The sequence below is a fragment of the Paenibacillus rhizosphaerae genome, from assembly GCF_014192015.1.
Taxonomy (GTDB): Bacteria; Bacillota; Bacilli; order Paenibacillales; family Paenibacillaceae; genus Paenibacillus_AQ; species Paenibacillus_AQ rhizosphaerae.
Genome location: NZ_JACHXJ010000001.1, coordinates 1,232,013 through 1,249,884 on the forward strand (window position 1 = coordinate 1,232,013; position 17,872 = coordinate 1,249,884).

General features: G+C 52.8%; 17 protein-coding genes. 15 read left to right on the forward strand and 2 right to left on the reverse strand.

Going from position 1 to position 17,872, the window contains the following annotated elements; genetic code table 11:
- Positions 1 to 124 precede the first annotated feature (124 nt).
- From FHS19_RS05390 to FHS19_RS05445, 12 genes are all read left to right on the forward strand, one after another.
- Positions 125 to 796 (forward strand): response regulator transcription factor, encoded by a 672-nt coding sequence (locus FHS19_RS05390; RefSeq protein WP_183581455.1) that lies wholly within the window; start codon positions 125 to 127, stop codon positions 794 to 796.
- Positions 793 to 1,809 (forward strand): sensor histidine kinase, encoded by a 1,017-nt coding sequence (locus FHS19_RS05395; RefSeq protein WP_183579668.1) that lies wholly within the window; start codon positions 793 to 795, stop codon positions 1,807 to 1,809. The genes FHS19_RS05390 and FHS19_RS05395 overlap by 4 nt, the downstream gene beginning before the upstream one ends.
- 81 nt (positions 1,810 to 1,890) lie before the next feature.
- Positions 1,891 to 2,313, forward strand: coding sequence for a MarR family winged helix-turn-helix transcriptional regulator (locus FHS19_RS05400; RefSeq protein ID WP_183579671.1), 423 nt, complete (start codon positions 1,891 to 1,893; stop codon positions 2,311 to 2,313).
- A 90-nt stretch (positions 2,314 to 2,403) separates the two neighbouring features.
- A complete protein-coding gene (locus tag FHS19_RS05405) occupies positions 2,404 to 3,228 on the forward strand; it encodes an alpha/beta fold hydrolase (protein ID WP_183579674.1) in 825 nt (274 codons plus the stop codon).
- Between the two features lie 255 nt (positions 3,229 to 3,483).
- A complete protein-coding gene (locus FHS19_RS05410; RefSeq protein ID WP_183581456.1) occupies positions 3,484 to 4,089 on the forward strand; it encodes a DUF2087 domain-containing protein in 606 nt (201 codons plus the stop codon).
- A 12-nt stretch (positions 4,090 to 4,101) separates the two neighbouring features.
- Entirely contained in the window at positions 4,102 to 4,761 is a 660-nt protein-coding gene (locus tag FHS19_RS05415; RefSeq protein WP_183579677.1) for a spermidine synthase, read from the forward strand.
- 369 nt (positions 4,762 to 5,130) lie between these two features.
- The gene (locus tag FHS19_RS05420; protein WP_183579680.1) at positions 5,131 to 5,796 is read left to right on the forward strand and encodes a Vat family streptogramin A O-acetyltransferase; all 666 of its coding nucleotides are present in this window, start codon (positions 5,131 to 5,133) and stop codon (positions 5,794 to 5,796) included.
- A complete protein-coding gene (locus FHS19_RS05425) occupies positions 5,786 to 6,673 on the forward strand; it encodes a Vgb family protein (RefSeq protein WP_183579683.1) in 888 nt (295 codons plus the stop codon). Before FHS19_RS05420 ends, FHS19_RS05425 begins: the two co-directional genes overlap by 11 nt.
- Positions 6,674 to 6,986: 313 nt before the next feature.
- A complete protein-coding gene (locus FHS19_RS05430; protein WP_183579685.1) occupies positions 6,987 to 9,056 on the forward strand; it encodes a GxGYxYP domain-containing protein in 2,070 nt (689 codons plus the stop codon).
- A 173-nt stretch (positions 9,057 to 9,229) separates the two neighbouring features.
- Entirely contained in the window at positions 9,230 to 10,273 is a 1,044-nt protein-coding gene (locus FHS19_RS05435) for an alpha/beta fold hydrolase (RefSeq protein WP_221223831.1), read from the forward strand.
- A 65-nt stretch (positions 10,274 to 10,338) separates the two neighbouring features.
- Positions 10,339 to 10,929, forward strand: a complete 591-nt coding sequence (locus tag FHS19_RS05440; protein ID WP_183579688.1) for a TetR/AcrR family transcriptional regulator — start codon at positions 10,339 to 10,341, stop codon at positions 10,927 to 10,929.
- Between the two features lie 101 nt (positions 10,930 to 11,030).
- Positions 11,031 to 11,708 (forward strand): M14 family metallopeptidase, encoded by a 678-nt coding sequence (locus tag FHS19_RS05445; RefSeq protein ID WP_183579691.1) that lies wholly within the window; start codon positions 11,031 to 11,033, stop codon positions 11,706 to 11,708.
- Positions 11,709 to 11,815: 107 nt separating this feature from the next.
- On the opposite strand, the gene FHS19_RS05450 is transcribed toward FHS19_RS05445, so the two are convergent.
- Together FHS19_RS05450 and FHS19_RS05455 are read right to left on the reverse strand one after the other, a co-directional pair.
- The gene (locus FHS19_RS05450; protein ID WP_183579694.1) at positions 11,816 to 12,118 is read right to left on the reverse strand and encodes a lipocalin family protein; all 303 of its coding nucleotides are present in this window, start codon (positions 12,116 to 12,118) and stop codon (positions 11,816 to 11,818) included.
- Positions 12,119 to 12,338: 220 nt separating this feature from the next.
- Positions 12,339 to 13,271, reverse strand: a complete 933-nt coding sequence (locus tag FHS19_RS05455; protein ID WP_183579697.1) for a DMT family transporter — start codon at positions 13,269 to 13,271, stop codon at positions 12,339 to 12,341.
- A 136-nt stretch (positions 13,272 to 13,407) separates the two neighbouring features.
- Between FHS19_RS05455 and FHS19_RS05460 the strand changes: the two genes are divergently transcribed.
- The 3 genes from FHS19_RS05460 to FHS19_RS05470 all read left to right on the forward strand — a co-directional run bounded on the left by FHS19_RS05460 (position 13,408) and on the right by FHS19_RS05470 (position 17,673).
- Complete coding sequence (locus FHS19_RS05460; RefSeq protein ID WP_246426423.1) at positions 13,408 to 14,826, forward strand: aminotransferase-like domain-containing protein; 1,419 nt, start codon at positions 13,408 to 13,410, stop codon at positions 14,824 to 14,826.
- A 174-nt stretch (positions 14,827 to 15,000) separates the two neighbouring features.
- Complete coding sequence (locus FHS19_RS05465) at positions 15,001 to 15,780, forward strand: alpha/beta hydrolase (RefSeq protein ID WP_183579700.1); 780 nt, start codon at positions 15,001 to 15,003, stop codon at positions 15,778 to 15,780.
- Positions 15,781 to 15,957: 177 nt separating this feature from the next.
- A complete protein-coding gene (locus FHS19_RS05470) occupies positions 15,958 to 17,673 on the forward strand; it encodes an alpha-keto acid decarboxylase family protein (protein ID WP_183579703.1) in 1,716 nt (571 codons plus the stop codon).
- Positions 17,674 to 17,872 lie beyond the last annotated feature (199 nt).

Genomic DNA, 17,872 nt, shown 5'->3' on the forward strand with positions numbered 1-17,872 from the left:
TACGGTTTAAGAAGCAACCTAACGATTTTGTCACATTGGGCGGAAAAACTGGAGGCAGGGGAGGATGTCGTTTACAATAAGGATATCGATATTAGTGCGTGAGCAAAGGATGAACCGGATGAACATGAAAATTTTGGTCGTGGAGGATGAACCCGTCATCCGGGAGATGATCGGGGATTCGCTTGCGAAATGGGGATTCGAACCTATCCTGGTCAGCGATTTCGAGCAGGTGATGTCTTTGTTCAGCGAACAGGCGCCCGGACTGGTCATTCTGGATATTAACCTTCCAAGGTTCGACGGTTACTATTGGTGCAGCCGGATCAGGGAGGTGTCCAAAGTGCCGATCCTCTTTTTATCCTCGCGAACGACGCCGATGGACATGGTGATGGCGATGAATATGGGAGGGGACGATTTCATCCAGAAGCCCTTTCATATGGACGTGCTGATGGCCAAGATTAACGCCATGCTGCGAAGAGTGTACTCCTACCTTGATGTGCAGACCCATATCATCGAGCACCAAGGCGTACTGCTGAACCTGAACGATGGGGATGTGTCCGTCGGAGAGCAGCGTGCAGAGCTGACCAAAACCGAATTTATCATACTGAACATGCTGATGCGGCACGCAGGAACGATCGTCGGCCGAACGAAGATCATGCGGAGCTTATGGGCGGACGAAAGTTTTATTGACGACAATACGCTTACCGTGAATATCGTCAGAATCCGGAAGAAGCTGGCTGACCTCGGAAAGAAGGATTATATAGTGACCAAGAAGGGGCAAGGGTATCTGATACCATGAAATTTGTGGACTATGTGAAGGTCAAAAGCTGGTTTGTCGTGTTCTATATTCTGCTGATGACCGTTGTGACGCTGTTTATGGTTATGGATTCGGACGGCGCTTCCGGAACAGGAAACTTGGTGTACTTAAATATCATCTGTTTAGCCGGTGCCGTGCTGTACTTGGTGATCGGGTATTTTTACCGCAGGCCTTATTATCAAATGCTTCGGCAAATGAACATCAGCAAAGTGGAGGAAGTGACGGCGCTCCTTCCCGAACCGCAGCATCCGCAGCAAGCCATCGTGAATGAATGGGTCAGGCGGCTTCAACGGATTCACTCCGCCCAGCTTCAGCAGCAGCTTCGCGAGAAGAAGGATCACCAGGATTTTATCATGTCATGGATTCATGAAGTGAAGCTGCCGATTACCGCGTCCAGACTGCTGTTGGAGAACGGTATGACTCATCATGTAGAAGCCGTCATGGACAAGCTGGAAGACGAGATCGACCAAATCGACCATTATGTGGAGCAGGCGCTCTATTATTCACGGATTGACTCGTTCAATCGGGATTACTTGATTACCGAAACCGCGCTGGAGCCACTGATTAAAGCAAGCGTCAAGAAATACGCCAAGCTGTTTATCAACAAGAGAATCCAGTTTCAGATGGTAGGCAAGCCGTTATTCGTTCATACCGACGGCAAATGGCTGGGTTATATGATCGATCAGATCGTGTCCAACGCGCTCAAATATACCGGCGAGAACGGCCGCATCCTGTTCCGTTGTGAGGAGGATGCCGCCGAGAAGCGGCTGGTTATTGAAGACACGGGGATCGGTATCAAGGCGGAGGATCTGCCGCGTGTCTTTGACAGAGGCTTTACCGGCGGTACAGGCAGGACCGAAGCCAAATCCACCGGCATGGGGCTCTATTTGGCCCGTCAGATGGCCCTGAAGCTCAGCCACCGCCTGACGGTTGATTCCGCCGAAGGCGAGTCGACCGCGTTTACGATGCATTTTCATAAATTCAAGCAGGAATAGAGGACTTATACTACAGCTGGTTATTTCGATAGACTTGTCGTACAAACCTTTATATATTGGGGAAACAAGAAGGAAGGGATCATGATGAAAAAAAACGCAGCCACCATGTTCAGCAAAATCCGGAACGCCATTAACGCCATGATTGTATCCGAGCTGGAACAGCGCGGCATCGAGGGCATCGTCTCCTCGCACGGAGATATTTTGTGGGCGCTGTATATCCAGGACATGCAGCCCATAACTGCCCTGAGCGAAAAAATCGACCGGACGCAGCCGACGGTCACCGTGCTCGTGAACAAGCTGGACAAGCTGGGGTACGTCCGCAAAGTGAAGAGCAAGGAAGACAGCCGGATTACGCTGGTTTCGCTGACACCCAAAGGAAGAGAGTTGGAGCCCGTGTTCCGGGAAGTGTCCAACCGTCTCAACGAGACCTTATACGGCGGACTTTCCGAAGGGGAGCAGGTCCAGCTTGAATCCTTGTTGGAGCGAATATTGAAAAGGTTCTAACGCTTCGCCGGCAATTGTATAGACATCTATAAATTTCTTCGGTACACTGTAATATATAGATATCTATGTAATATGCGAGGAGGCATTCTTATGAAATGCGAGCTGAAACATACGACGATTCACTACGAGATTCACGGCACCGGCAAGCCGGTGTTGCTCCTGCATGGGTTTTCCTGTGACCATCACCTCATGACGGGATGTATGGAGCCGGTGTTCACGAATCAATCCGGTTGGAAGAGAATCTATCCGGATTTGCCGGGAATGGGGGACAGCACCGTTACGGACGGTATCCAGAGTACGGATGATATGCTGAAGGCGCTCGATGAATTTGTTGGAGAAATTTTGGGGGATGAGCCATTTCTTTTGGCTGGGGAGTCTTACGGGGGCTATTTGTCCAGAGGACTGCTCAAGAAGCGCCTGCATCAGATCGAGGGTCTGCTCCTGATCTGTCCGACGGCCGGACAGGCGAAGCACGATGCGCCGGCATTTCAGCTCATTGCCCGGGACGAAGGGTTTATGTCGCAGCTGAACCATCCGAACGCCGGTGAATTTAGCGGAATGCATACGGTACAGGACGAGTACAATTGGAGCCGGTATGAACGGGAAATCCTGACCGGACTTAGAAAAGCGGATCGGCCGTTTCTAGAGCGTCTCCGCAAGCACTATGATCTTTCGACCGAATTGGAGAAGCTGAACGCCCCTTATGAGAAGCCCGTACTTATTCTGGCCGGCAGGCAGGATCATATTGTCGGTTACCGGAATCAGTGGGAGTTTGCGAACGAGTATCCGCGCGCAAGCTTTGTCATGCTTGATCGGGCGGGCCATAATCTGCAGATCGAACAAAGCGGACTGTTCCGCGTTTTGGTGGAAGAATGGCTTGATCGGGTAACCGAAGAGCAGGGACGCAAAGCATAAAAGATCGTACCCAAGGTGCGCTGAGTCAATATTTTGATTACACATAGCAAGTTTTTCGAAATGACTAGACTCCATGTAAGGAGTCTTTTTTATTGGAAGGTGTCCTTTTCGGCCGCAGTCCGTTTTTGAAAATAATCGTCAAGGCCTCAGGGTCAGAGGAGCTTTTCAGGCTCTTTTCTTGACGGAAGCAAAAATATTGATTATCCTTATATTTAATAGACATTAAATTTAATATACATATAAAGGGTGGTTTTTCTGCAGCTCGATAAATTGGTCAATTATTATAAGGCGTTAGCCGACCGGAACCGGATCCGGATTCTGGTACTCTTGTCTCAAGAAGAAATCAACGGAATGACCCTCGCGGAGAAGCTGGGTGTCACCCCTGCGACGATCACGCATCATATCGCCAAATTAAAGGAAGTTGGGGTCGTTATGGAGCGCCGGGAGAAGAACGTGTCGTTCTACCGGATTTCGCAGGACATGATCGAGCGAACGGAAGGCCAGCTGCTGAAGCTGATCCGCAATTATGAGCCGCAGGAAGATCAGCCCGGATCGCAGTTGTCCGCCAAGAACGAGAAGCTTCGGGACACCGTGCTCAAAAGCTTCATCATGGATGACGGCCGGCTGAAGAACATCCCGGCACAGCTCAAGAAAAAGCTGATTGTTCTTGAGTTTATGGTGCGAAACCTGGATATGGGACGAAAATATACGGAGAAGGAAATCAACGAGTTCATTAAAACGTTTCATCCCGATTTCGCCACGATCCGCAGGGAGTTCATTATGCATCACTACCTGTATCGTGAAAAAGAAATTTATGAGTTAAATCCGGTGGAAATGTGGGAAAAATGGGAGTATCTCTAGGGAGGCGGTTACATGCTAGCAGCCCCATTGGAAGTTTTGGAGCGCTGCGATACCCCGCGCGGTGAAATTCAGCTCCAGCGGCGGGGCGGCGAATACGAGTTGATCAGCAACGGCACGTTTCTTATGGCCACCTATAACGGCGAGTCTGAAAAAAGGCTTGTCCGTTCCGTCATCGATGCCTGCGCCAAAGACGGCATGACCGTGCTGATCGGAGGCTTGGGCGTCGGCTATTCGTTGGGAGAGGCCGTGCATCATCCGCAAACCGGTCAAGTTACGGTCGTGGAAATCGAAGACCGGGTCATCGCCTGGAACCGGACCTATTTAGCGCCATTTTCCGGAAATGCGATGTCCCACCCAAAGACGAGGGTCATATGCGCCGACCTGCTGAAATGGATATCCGAGACCGGCGAGACGTTCGATGCGTTATGTTTCGACATTGATAACGGGCCGGATTGGACGGTGTTTCAAGACAACGAAAGCTTATATTCGCCGGTTGGATTGAAGGCGCTTACCAAGCTGCTGAATCCCGGAGGCGTCATGTCTTTCTGGAGTGCCTCCGCTTCTCCGGCATTTAAGGCTCTTCTCGGGTCCCGATTTGCCGATGTGGAAGAAATCCGCATTGAGCAGCCGCGGAACGTCGAGCCGGATGTGGTTTACATAGCCAAAACTTAAACTAATCGTCGTGAAAGGCTTAATGGAAAAAGGGTTGAACCTGTGCCTGGGGTATGGTAAATTAAGGGCATTCAAGTCATGAAAGGGTGACCTTAGGCCAATGATCTACTAATCCTATCCACACAAGACAATCGTTTGAAACGATGTTCAGGATAGGATTCGTGCGGGCTTTTTTAAGAACTCATGCCGGTTGGGCATGTGCTTCTTAAATACGGGATCATGGCGCACCCTCTTGACGAGAGGATTCAGCGGATTTCCATGCGCATGCAGCCTCCTGTCCTGAACATCGGGACAGAGGCTTTTTTGTGTGGCTATAAGGCAACCGGATGCGCTATCCAATCTGCTGAACGATCGAAAGGAGTGACTTGCATGCCAGGTCCTAACCCGAACACGAAGTACCCGATACCCGGGGACACAAATATGCAGTTTATCAAAAACGTGATTACCATGCCGAACCTGATTGCGGGGGATTATTCTTACTACTATGCGATCAACGGGGAGTCGTTTGAAGATCAGGTGTTATATCATTACGAATTCTTAAGTACCAAGCTGATCATCGGCAAGTTTTGCTCGATTGCCGGAGAGGCGCGCTTTATGATGGACGGAGGCAACCATCGGATGGACGGCTCCACGTTTCCTTTTAATATTTTCGGAAACGGTTGGGAAGCCCACACGCCAACATTGGATCAGCTGCCGATCAAGGGGGATACCGTCGTCGGAAACGACGTCTGGATCGGCCGGCGGGCGGCCATTCTGCCGGGCGTGAAAATTGGCGATGGAGCGATCATCGCGGCCGAAGCCGTCGTGACAAGGGACGTCGAGCCCTACACTATCGTCGGCGGCAACCCCGCGAAGGAAATCCGCAAGCGCTACGAACCGGAGGTGATTGCCGAGCTTCTGGAGATCCGCTGGTGGGATCACGATATCGAAGAAATCGAGCGGTTCATGGGTGCCATTACCAGCGGGGACATGGATCTGCTCCGGCAGATGGGCAAGCCAAAGCTGCAGGAAGGAGGAAGCCCAGATGAGAATTGAAATGGTGGAATTCCCCTTGCCTTTGCCGGACTCGGGGCCTTACGGTATCACGGCTGGCAGAGAAGGGACTGTGTGGTTCACGGAGCAGAAAAGGAACCGGATCGGAGCCCGGAATGAGCGCGGCAAGTTTACCGCGTTTGACGTGCCGACGCCAAATGCGGGGGTGATGTCGATCCTTTGCGGAGTAAATGGGGATCTTTGGTTTAACGAGTATCATGCCGGTCAAATCGGCCGGATGACACCAGGCGGAGAGTTCACGGAGTATAAGCTCCCGGACCCGGGCTGTGCGCCGTTTGGTCTCGCTGAAGGGCCTGACGGGGCGATCTGGTTCACCGAGATGATGACCGGCCGGATCGGCAGGCTCAGCCCTGCGGGTGAAGTGACCGAGTACAAGCTTCCTCATGAGGGTGCCTTTCCATCCTTCATCACAACGGGCAGTGACGGGAAGCTATGGTTTACGGAAAACCAAGGGAATCGGATCGGCACCATCTCGCTGGACGGTAAGGTGACTCACTACATACTTCCGACGCCGGGTTCCGCACCGGTCGGGATCACCGCGGGTCCTGACGGTGCGCTCTGGTTTGTGGAGATCGCCGGGAATCGGGTCGGCAGAATCACGACGGACGGTCAGATAAGCGAGTATCCGCTATCTACACCTGGCGCGAAGCCTCATGCGATCACTTCCGGCATCGGCCAGGACCTTTGGTTTACGGAATGGGGTGCGAACCGGATCGGCCGCATCACCGTGGAGGGTAAACTGACCGAATACGACATTCCGACGCAGGGGGCGGAACCGCATGGCATCGCTGTCGCCACGGACGGGACGGTGTGGTTTGCCGAGGAAAGCAATCAGCTTGGACGATTAACGATCAAATAGAGAGTGCGAAGCAGAGCCTCAGGATTATCCATGACCTGGGGCTTTTTGGTATGAAAATGACATATCCTTTTTTGTCGGCTTATTCGGAACAACGGACTAAACGAATGCTCCACGAGCACTATTTTTTAACTATTTTTGTCGAAAGCCTTGTAAAGCAATATTAGATATATTAAATATAGATTGTGTACCAGCAATGGAGGAGAACCTCGATTCCGTTCGGCGTTCAGCATGGCGAGGTTTCAAGTAAGGGCCGGGAGTAAGGTGTTTCTTTCAATTGCCAACCAAATCAGCGTAAAGTTGAGGTGTATTGTTCATGCTTCGAAAGTTCACCACGGTTTGTCTCGCTGCGGTCTGTGCGCTGTCCGTCTCCATGGGCGCGTCCGCCGAGCCGGCGGCAAATCCCTCATCCTCATCCAGCGGCATCAAGTGGCCGGAATCGCAAGCGCTTCCAACCTTTGCAAAGGTGAAGCATCTGGACGTTGCAGACGTTTATGACGCACCTGGCGACGTCAAAATCATGCTTGCGACCCTGCAGGGCATCGTCAACCGAAACCAGCCTCGAATTTATTTGCTGGAGAACCAGGAAGAAGGCAAAATGACCTGGCTGAACGATCTCAAGGTCCCTTATACGGTGCATGACGATCCTTGGGAACTGGTAAGCGATTTTAAAAAAGAAGTGAAGGGAATCATCGTCTACGATCCGAAAGTGCCGGACAGCATTAACGTGGCGACAACGCTTGCCGGGTTGAAGGATGCGGTGGTCGCCAGCCCGGAGCTCAGCGCCAAGCTGACGGCGGCTCCTTTCGGCCTGAAAGTGCTCGATGATTTGCAGGGCAAATTCAAGGATAAATTGGATGCCTACACCTGGCAGTACGAAAACTTGTGGAAGCAGACTACACACCGGATGCTGATCGGGCTGAGCCCGGATACGTCGGTGAAGCTGCCTCCGGGACTCCCGCAGTCATTCAAAGTGGTGGCGGAGGAAAAGACGCAGGAGCGGGATGCGAAGAACCGCCAGACCTACGACCTGGATTTGACGTCTTTCCTTGGAACGGATGCGGTATACCTCCGCTTTGAGGATGCGTTCCAGCAGGACGGATGGGGTTCGGCCGTTCACGAAGTGACCGTGAAGGCTGATGGCCAGACGATCGCCCAGTTCGTGCCCGGAACCGAAGACGAGAAACCGTTCCTGTACGACGCCCAAAGCTCGCAGCTTTCCGACGGCAGCGGAGGACACCGGTTCGCGGACAACGGACGGTACTTTGTGTACGAATTTAAAGTGCCTGCTGGTACGAAATCGTTGACCGCTTCGGTGGACATGTGGAACCAATTCAAGGTGTACGCGGGCAACGAAGCGCCGGCTTCATCGGAGCAGAAAGAGCCGTATGGTTACCTCCGCGATTATGCGGTCGCCAACAAGGCGATGGTATTCTGGCTGGGCACCAATACGCCTGAGCAAAAAGCATTGTTTGATAAGATCCTCGCCGATGTTCCGGCGGGAACACCATACCTTGGCTGGTTCAGCAACGATACCGAAGGCGAATTCAACGGAGTCGAGCTGTTGTCGAACCACAGCATCTACGTTCTTGCTGCCGACTGGTTCAGCAATCTGACCGTATTTTCCGGTACGGAGAACAAAGGCCAGGGGCCGCTTCCGTCCGACAAGGTCAAGACACCGAAGCTGGAAAATAAAATTTATGTGACATACACCTTCAGCGAAGGCGACAACTTCCAGTACAACCAGCACCGGATGCGCATTTTGTGGGATGATCCGAACCGCGGCAAAGTGCCAATCAACTGGACGTCCAGTCCGATGCTGTACGACGGGGCGCCGGCTATGCTGAACTACTTCAGAAGCACGGCAACCGCCAACGACCAGCTGATCGCCGGACCGTCCGGCGGCGGGTATTTCTACCCGAACGCCTGGCCGGAGAAGACGCTGCCCGATTTCCTGAAGAAGACTTCCTCCTACTTGAAAAAGACCGGAATGACCGTACCCTACGTATTGAACCGTATTGCGAACCAAAACGTTCCGCTCAGCGACTCCGTCGTCAAAGCTTATGAGGACAACTACCGTCCGAACGGGCTGTTCCTGAGCTGGGAAGATCATTTCGGGGTGGATATCTTGAAAGGAGACCTGCCGGTATCGACGATTCAGGGCATTAGTACCGTACAGGATGGACAAAAGATTCTGGCGGACGCCAAAGCGAAATGGGACGGCAAATCTCCGCTGTTCGTATCCCTCGGGCTTCTGGCCTGGAATATGACGCCGACTGATGTGGCGAAGCTGACGGAATCGCTCGGGCCGGAATACCAGCCGGTGCTGGCCGATCAATACTTTTCCCTCATTCGGGAAGCGAACGATCTGCCGAAAAAGCCGTAAATTCAAGCACAGTGACGAAGCGGTCAACGCGAGAGGCGTTGGCCGCTTTTTAGCGTCTTATCAAAGAAAAAATTTTAATATACCCATTGACAATGGATTCGGGGATCCATTATCCTTATGATGAATAATGAGTGAGTTACTCACTCATTTTAAAATGAAAGCGGGGAATTCATATGAGCAATGCTTTGGTTCAAATCGTGATGCGGAAAAGAAATCAACAGAAAAATGCGCAGCTGCTTCGCATAACCGCACCCGAAGGAATCGCCGAATCCGGCTTTGTGCGTATTGGCGGGATTGAACAATGGGTGACCGTCCGGGGGGAGAACCGGCGCAATCCGGTACTGCTGTTAGTTCACGGGGGGCCGGGATCGGTATACTCCATCTTCAGTCCACTTCTGCGTTCCTGGGAGAAGGATTTTACGATCGTGCAGTGGGATCAGCGGGGAGCAGGGAAGACCTTTCGGCGCAACGGCAAACAAGGCAGCGGATCGCTGACCTTCGACCGGTTGGCGAAGGACGGGATCGAGTTATCCGAATATCTATGCGGCAAGCTCCAGCAGACAAAGCTGATTCTGGTTGGCAGTTCGGCGGGCAGCCTTACCGGCATCATGATGGCCGCGCGTCGTCCGGATTTATACCACGCTTATGTAGGGACGGATCAGAACGCTCCCGATCCCGAACACGTTGGACATCGATTGCTGCTGGAAGCATTCCGGACTACAGGGAACCGGAAGGGGGCCGAACTGCTTGAGCGGATGGGGAACGATCCTTCTTCCTGGAACAGCAGGGATATCGATGCACGTAATCGGCTTATGGTGAAGGCGATTCGCGGTGTCCCCAACATGATCACGGATTTGATCATGCCTTCGATGCTGTCATCTCCGGAACACACGATGAGGGATATGACGGATATGTTTAAAGGCATGAAATTTTCCGCTGAAGCTCTTCATGAAGACATGGTCCGTTTTAATTTTGAGAAGATCGGTTACCGCTTCGAGCTGCCGGTGTTTATTGTTCAAGGAGACTCGGACTTTATTACGCCAACGGCTACGGCCAAAGCGTATTACGACCGCATCGACGCCCCTGACAAAGAGTTCGTGCTCATCCATCAGGCCGGCCATTTGGCGTGCTTCTCCCGGCCGGAACAATTTTTCGGCATGCTGCAGAAGAAGGTACGGCCCTTGGCTGCGGCAGTCGAAATGAAGCAAGCACGGTGATCCGGAAGGAACGACATGGTACAATAGGAATACATTATTTTCGAGAGATTGGAGTTCGAAGTCTATTGTCGCCATTAAATAAGGAACAGCTGGCCCATATTCGGGATGAGAGGAAGAATCAAATCAAGCAGGCCGCGACAAAGCTTTTTGCCCGCAACGGCTTTACAGGAACGAAGACCAGCATGATCGCGGCGGAAGCCGGCGTCAGCGAGGGACTGATCTACCGTTATTTCACGTCCAAGGATGAGCTGTTTACCAGCATCGTCCAGGAACTGATGGAGGAAGGGCGGAGAGAGACGGGGAATGTGCCAAGCCTGCCGGGCACGCCTTATGAGCAGATTAAAGCGCTGACGGAAAATATGCTCAGCGAGAATAAGTTCGCTTTTATGCTTATTCTCCGCGCCGTCCGCAGCCTTGACGCCATTCCCAAGGACGCCGCAGAGATTCTAAAGGAGCATTCGGCGGATGCCATGATCGAGCCGCTCATGCCTTTGTTTGTGCAGGGACAGGAAGCCGGGGAGTTTGCCGAAGGCGATCCTCGCGAGCTGCTGCACTGGTATTTTTACATTGTGAACGCCTTGATCGTCGAGGAAGCGGATGAGAAGCCGTACGGGACTCCGTCAGCGGAAATGCTGATGAGGATGCTAAAAAAGTGATCGTAGGGGAATGGAGCAAAAATCATATTTTCCGGACAACTCCTGCCTGTACACCTCCTATCAATCTAGCATAGGATACCGTATCGGAGGTGGTGAAGGCTATGTTGTACGAAAGTCGCAAACTCGCCCAAGGAACCTCGTATGAAACAACGATGCACATTTTTGAGGGTGATGCTCCTGGAACTGTTTTCATGATCGTGGCAGGCATTCATGGCAGGGAAGTGGGGAGCATTCGCGCCGCTCAGCAGCTGGTTAAACAGCTGAAAAAAGGCGATTGGACGATTGAACGGGGCACGCTGATCGTGGTCCCTATTGCCAATCGGCCTGCCTTCAAAAAACGAATCCGGGGCAAGCCGGATTTGAACCGGACGTTCCCGCGCGGTCCGTCAGGCCGCACCACGCATGAAATGTCGCGTGTCTTGTATAAAATCATGCGAAAGTATAAACCTGCCTGGTACCTGGATCTTCACGAAGCCAACGGCCTGTCGTCCGCGAGCGCAGACGTGCTGGGACAGACGCTGATTACGGATTCGGGAAGCCCGGCTGTACCCGCTGTCCGGAGGGTGATCAATCAGATGAACGGGAGGGTGGTCCGCCGTTCTCACCGTTTTCATATCCGGATGCACAAGCTGAAGGGCTCTTCCCGGACAGCTGCGGCCGATCGGCTTCGGGCCAAAGCGGTAACCGTTGAAACGTGCTGGAGCCTTGACATGAACATACGGATCAGCTACCAAACCCAGGTGGTACGATCGTTTCTTCGGGAAGCGGGCTTAATTTAAGGAATAGATCAATGCAAATATCTTTAGACGACAAACGGCCGGTCAGGATGATTCCTGACCGGCCGTTTTGATTGGTTGTGTTTATGCTAAGACAGGATAAAGTCAGATCATTCCGCATCGACGAAGAAGTTCCGGCTGCCGACTTCAACATCCTGAACATTCGGCTTTCCGTCCTTGCCGGTATGGATAAAAAAGATGTAACGTTCAACTGTACCGCCCGTAAATTTGAGGGTAATCGTATTGCCTGAAATCCTGTACGTTCCCGTTCCGCTAGATCCTGCGACAGTATTAGTTGTTCCGGAACCAGCCTCCTGTGTACCATGGGTGAAGTTGTCGGCTTTGAAGGTACCGTCGGTTTGGAATGTGATTCGTTCCTCCCATGCTGAGGAGGCTGAATTCACTCCAGCCATTCCCGAATAACCCCTATATACGTTACCCAAAACCAACTTGCCGTTGGTGATGGAATACGTACTGCATGATCGCCTCAAGCAATCGATGGTTTCCGGTTCGCCGGTGACCGGCTCGATATTGGTTATGGGTCGAAAAGCAGAAAAAATTTGTATATCTGCACATGGTCCGCCGTGGTTGCAGATGTATGGAAGTTGATTGTACTGTTGTTAAGAATTGCTCCTAATCACGGACTGTCGTTACGTCTGTCGTCCGTTGCGCCGGCCTGCGGATCACCCGCACAATGCTGTCCAGATTGGTGATCAGCGTTCCAGCAATAATCGTAATCATGCCGGCGACCGAAAGCCAGGTGATGCGTTCATGATACAATATTGCCCCCGCGGCCATGGCGATCATGGGCGAAATATACAGCCATGTCGACGGGAAGACGGGATTCGTCTTGGCGACCAGCCAATAATACAGGCTGTGGGCGACCATGGATCCCATGACGATCAGATATAAGAGCGAACCAAGTGCGGCACCGGCGGGCAGCCCTGCGGAATGAACGGGCTCACTCAGCAGGGAAAGGACAAGCAGAAGGAATCCGCCATACATCATCTGTGCGGCATTCAGCGCAATAGACGACGCTTCGGGGAAGCGTTGGATCACCTTTCGCGAATACAGCGTTCCCGCGGCGTAGCTGATTTCCCCGGCAAGGATGACCAGGCCGCCGATGACCCAGGCGCCTCCGGTGGATGAAGTGAGGTTCGAGAACAGCAACAGCAGCACGCCCGCAAAACCGAGCAGGCAGCCGGCAACGGTCCGGGCAGTGCTTTTGGCTTTGAAGACCAGCATTTGGATGAGTAAAATGATCAGCGGACCCGTAGCCGAGAAGACGGCAGCGGACCCGGAAGAAACGTGCTGCTCAGCCCAATAGAGCGGTGCAAAGGTGCCGAATGTCAGCAGAATGCCGGTCAGCAGCATTTCTTTGCGCAGCAGAAGACGGAAGCGGGTCTTATTGCGCCAAACCATCCACAAAAACAACGCCAAGCCGGCCGCGAAAAAGCGCAGTCCCGCCGAGAAAAAGGGCGGAGCAGATGCGTCCACCCCGATTTTGATGGCCAGAAACGTTGTGCCGAAAATAAGACACATCAGCAAGTAGTTGACAAGTATCATTGCTAAATCCTCCTTTGGTTGTCTCCCCATCATACAAGGAGGATCACAGAACAGATGCATGACAACAGAACAGTTGGACGTGGATGTATAGTACAATGAGTCTACAACCAACTTCATGTCCGGAGGGTAGATAAAATTGCAGACGACACAGAAGGATCATCCGCTGCTGTATCGGCAGGTCTACGATCATATTGTCACCAGGATTCAGCGGGGAGAGCTTGCAGCCCATGACAAGCTCCCGTCGATCCGGATGCTGGCCGCAGAGCTGCAGGTCCATCGGCTCACCGTTTTTCGCGCCTACCAGCTGCTGAAAGAAGAGGGGAAGGCTTACGTAAAAGAGAAATCGGGATATTATGTTGCTCCGATGCACGAAATTCCTGGACTGCCACCATATGAAAAAAGCTCCGCAGCTGCCCGGGCCTATCAGAACGAGATGTCCGTCATTCAGCGTGTGCCTTCTATTTATCAATTTTCGCAGGCGCTGATTGATCCCAATCTGCTTCCGAATCTGTATCTGTCGCAGTATGTTAAAGAGGTGTTTGACCGCTATCCGAAGATGATCGGCACTTACTCCGATTTGCAGGGGGATGCCGAACTAAGGGACTTTCTGGGCGATTACATGACGGGACGGCTCAAGTCGGGCGTAACGGCGGACGAGATGATCATCACATCCGGTGCGCAGCAGGTCATTGATCTGCTGGCCCGGCTCTATATTCGTCCGCTGGACGCCGTGATGGTGGAGCGTCCGACTTACAGCGCGGCACTGGATATTTTTCGCGCGCAGGGGGCTCGTTTTCTCCCCGTCGACATTTCGCCTGGCGGCTACGATCTTGAACAGGTCGAAGAGATAATGAAGCGGCACAAGCCCCGCTTTTTCTACATGAATCCGACCTTTCACAACCCGACGGGCTATTCGGTCCCTTCCGGTCAGCGGAAGGAGCTGGTCGCCCTGGCCGAGAAATATCAGTGCCTGCTTGTGGAGGACGACACGTTTCGCGACATTTATTTCGGCGAGCCTCCGTCGTTACCGTTGTTCACCTATGACACGGAGGGATGGGTCGTCTATTTGAGCAGCTTCAGCAAATACGTGGCTCCGGGTCTCCGGATCTGTGCTGCGGTGGGCCGAAGCTCGGTCATTCAGCCGCTGTTAACATTGAAGTCGCTTGCGGATAACGGCTCGCCACTCGTCAATCAGAAGCTGTTTCTGCACTATTTCGGATCAGAGCGGATGCAGAATCACCTGGAAAAGCTGCGGATTGCCCTTCAGATCCGGCGGGATCTGATGATCGAGTCACTCCGGGACACCGGCTGGCAGTGGACGGTGCCTGAAGGAGGTCTCAACCTGTGGGTGAAGCTCCCGGATCATCTTTCTGTGGACATGTTATGGCAGCGCGCTACCGCGGAGGAGGTTTCGTTCGTTCCGGGCACGGTGTTTGACCCGACGCGCGATATGCGGTCATCGATCAGGCTCAGCTACAGCTTTGTCAATGAGGATCAGATTCGGACCGGCATGCGGCTTCTGACGGACTTGGCGGGCAGCATGAACAATAAATAGACATGATCCCACCTTCGGTTACAACCCAAAATCATCATGAACTTTTTGCCATGACGCGTTACAATAATGGGGGAGGCCGAACAACCTGAACCTGCTTGGCAGCGGGCTGCTGAGTAAGAGGGTAGGAGCGGCAGCTGATCCAAATGATTGAAAATAGAGAGGTGGACTTATATTATGGCTTTGATCCAATGCCACTTTTTTTCGGATGTTCTGCAGCTCAGCACCTCCATGACGGTCATTCTTCCGCAGCAGACCCGGCATCAGATCGGGATGCAGAACAACACGTTTGCGGACAAGCACCCGACGCTGTATCTGCTCCACGGATTGTCGGATGACGATTCGATCTGGCTGCGCAGAACGTCAATCGAGCGTTATGTGGCATCGACGGGACTGGCGGTCGTCATGCCCCAGGTGCACCGCAGCTTCTACACGGACATGGCTTATGGGAACAAGTACTGGACGTTCATCAGTGAGGAGCTCCCGAGCATTGCCCGCTCTTTCTTCCCGCTGTCGGCGGAAAGGGAGGATAATTTTGTCGCAGGGCTGTCCATGGGAGGTTACGGGGCGTTTAAATGGGTTCTTAGCAAACCGGAGAGCTTTGCGGCCGCCGCTTCATTGTCGGGTGCGATGAACGGTATGAAAGCCCCGGATGATCCGGACCGCTTCCCGGATTATAAGCTGATTTACGGCGACAAACCGGAAAAGAACCGCGAGGAAGACTTGTTCTGGCTGATGGAGCAGTGCGCGAAGTCGGAAGGGCCGAAACCGAAGCTGTATCAATGCTGCGGCACCGAGGACTTTTTGTACGAGGACAACGTTATGTTCCGTGAAGCGTGCAAGCAGTCGGGGCTGGACTATACATATGAAGAAGGTCCGGGAAGCCACGAATGGGGCTATTGGGACGCCAAAATTCAGGACGTGCTTGCCTGGCTCCCGCTCAAGAACAACGCATAACCAGAGGATATGGATATTTGGTAAAACAGACCGCGGCATACGACATGTGCCAAGGTCTTTTTTTTTATATGTTCCAATCTGGTGAGAGATTTGAAACCTTGTGCAGAATAACCTGTCCACGGAAAGGGTAATGTTATACAGAAGCAGCCCAAGAAATGGATAAGGAGTGAGCGACCGATGGGTAACATGACGGCGACGGGAAGCGCCAATCTGAAATCCGGCACCACAGAGAAAACGCTGGGCCAGTATTTGTTTGATTGCTTGAAGCTTGAGGGAATCACCGAAATTTTCGGCGTTCCCGGGGATTATAATTTTACCCTGCTCGATACGCTGGAACAGTATAACGGCATCGAATTTATCAATGGAAGAAACGAATTGAACTCGGGATACGCGGCAGACGCTTACGCCAGGATCAAAGGCATTTCGGCGCTGATTACGACGTTCGGTGTTGGAGAACTCAGCGCTACCAACGCGATCGCAGGTGCGAACAGCGAGCACATTCCGCTGATTCATATCGTCGGATCCCCTCCGGACAAGGATCAGAAGGAGCACAAGCTGATGCACCACACCTTGATGGACGGCAATTTTGACGTCTTTCGCAAGGTGTATGAGCCGATTACGGCCTATACGGCCGCGGTGACGCCGGAGAATGCCGAGATCGAAATTCCAACGGCTATCCGGATCGCCAAGGAAAAGAAAAAGCCGGTCTATCTGGTGATCGCCGACGACTTGGTCTCAAAGCCGGTCATGGCAAGGGGGGAACCGACACCGCCAAGACCCTCGTCCAACCTGACGACTCTTCAAGCGGCGGCGGATCAGGTGCGTCAGCTGCTTGGTCGAGCCCGCAAGCCGGTATTGCTGGTTGACGTAAATGCGATGCGTTTCGGACTTCAAACGGCGGTGCGCCAGTTGGCAGATGCCATGAATATTCCGGTGGCGTCGATGATGTTCGGTAAAGGGGCGTTCGATGAGTCGCATCCCAACTATATCGGGGTGTATGGTGGTTCGTTCGGAGCGTCTGAAGTACAAATGGCGGTGGAGCAGTCCGATTGCGTCATTGCGGTCGGCATGGTATGGGCGGACAGCAATACGGGCACATATACCGCCAAATTGAATCCGCTCGTAACTGTCGATATTCAGCCCAAGATGGTCAAGGTGGGAGGGGCTGAGTTCCCGAACGTGCTGGCTGCAGATATGCTGCTGGAGCTACAAAAGATCGGTTATAAAGGCAGCGGGGCCGCCGGCAAGGGGGCGTTTCCGTATGATCAAGTTACGGGTGAACCCGAAGCGCCGCTGCTCGCTTCGACGTATTATCCGAGAATTCAGCGCATGCTGAAGGAAGGGGACATCGTCGTTGCCGAGACGGGAACATTCTATAACGGCATGGCTTATGTACGGCTGCCCCGGAACGTTACGTATATTACGCAGGGAGGCTGGCAGTCGATCGGCTATGCTACGCCGTCAGCCTATGGTGCCTGCATTGCCGCACCGGACCGCAGGGTGCTGCTGTTTACGGGGGACGGCTCGCTCCAGCTGACTGCGCAGGAGATCAGCTCGATGCTGTATTATGGCTGCAAGCCGATCATTTTCGTTCTGAACAATGACGGATACACCATCGAAAAATATTTGAACGTGAAGACGGAGAATCAGCGCTACAACCAGATTCCCCGCTGGTCGTACACGAAGCTGGCCGAAGCCTTCGGCGGAGAGGCGTTTACGGCGACGGTGCGGACAAACGAGGAGCTTGAGCAGGCGTTCGCTCAAGCGGACCGGGAGCGGGCCGGAAAGCTCTGCATCATTGAAATGCTCGCCGCCGACCCGATGGATGCGCCGGAATATATGCGGAGGATGCGCAATTACATGGAAGAACAGGCGAAGAAGGGACAGAAATAAAGCTTGGAACAGTGCTGCCGGAAGGTTCTTGATGAACTTTCCGGCAGCATTTTTTTCGTATTTGCCGAATCGGTACGGACTTGAAAACCTCCGGTTTTAATCAGGACCATGGGCATGTTCAGAATTTGTACAGTTGAATCTAGTAATCTATATAGAATGAACTAAAGAAATCAATGCTATCATGCCTTTTTGGGCCGTA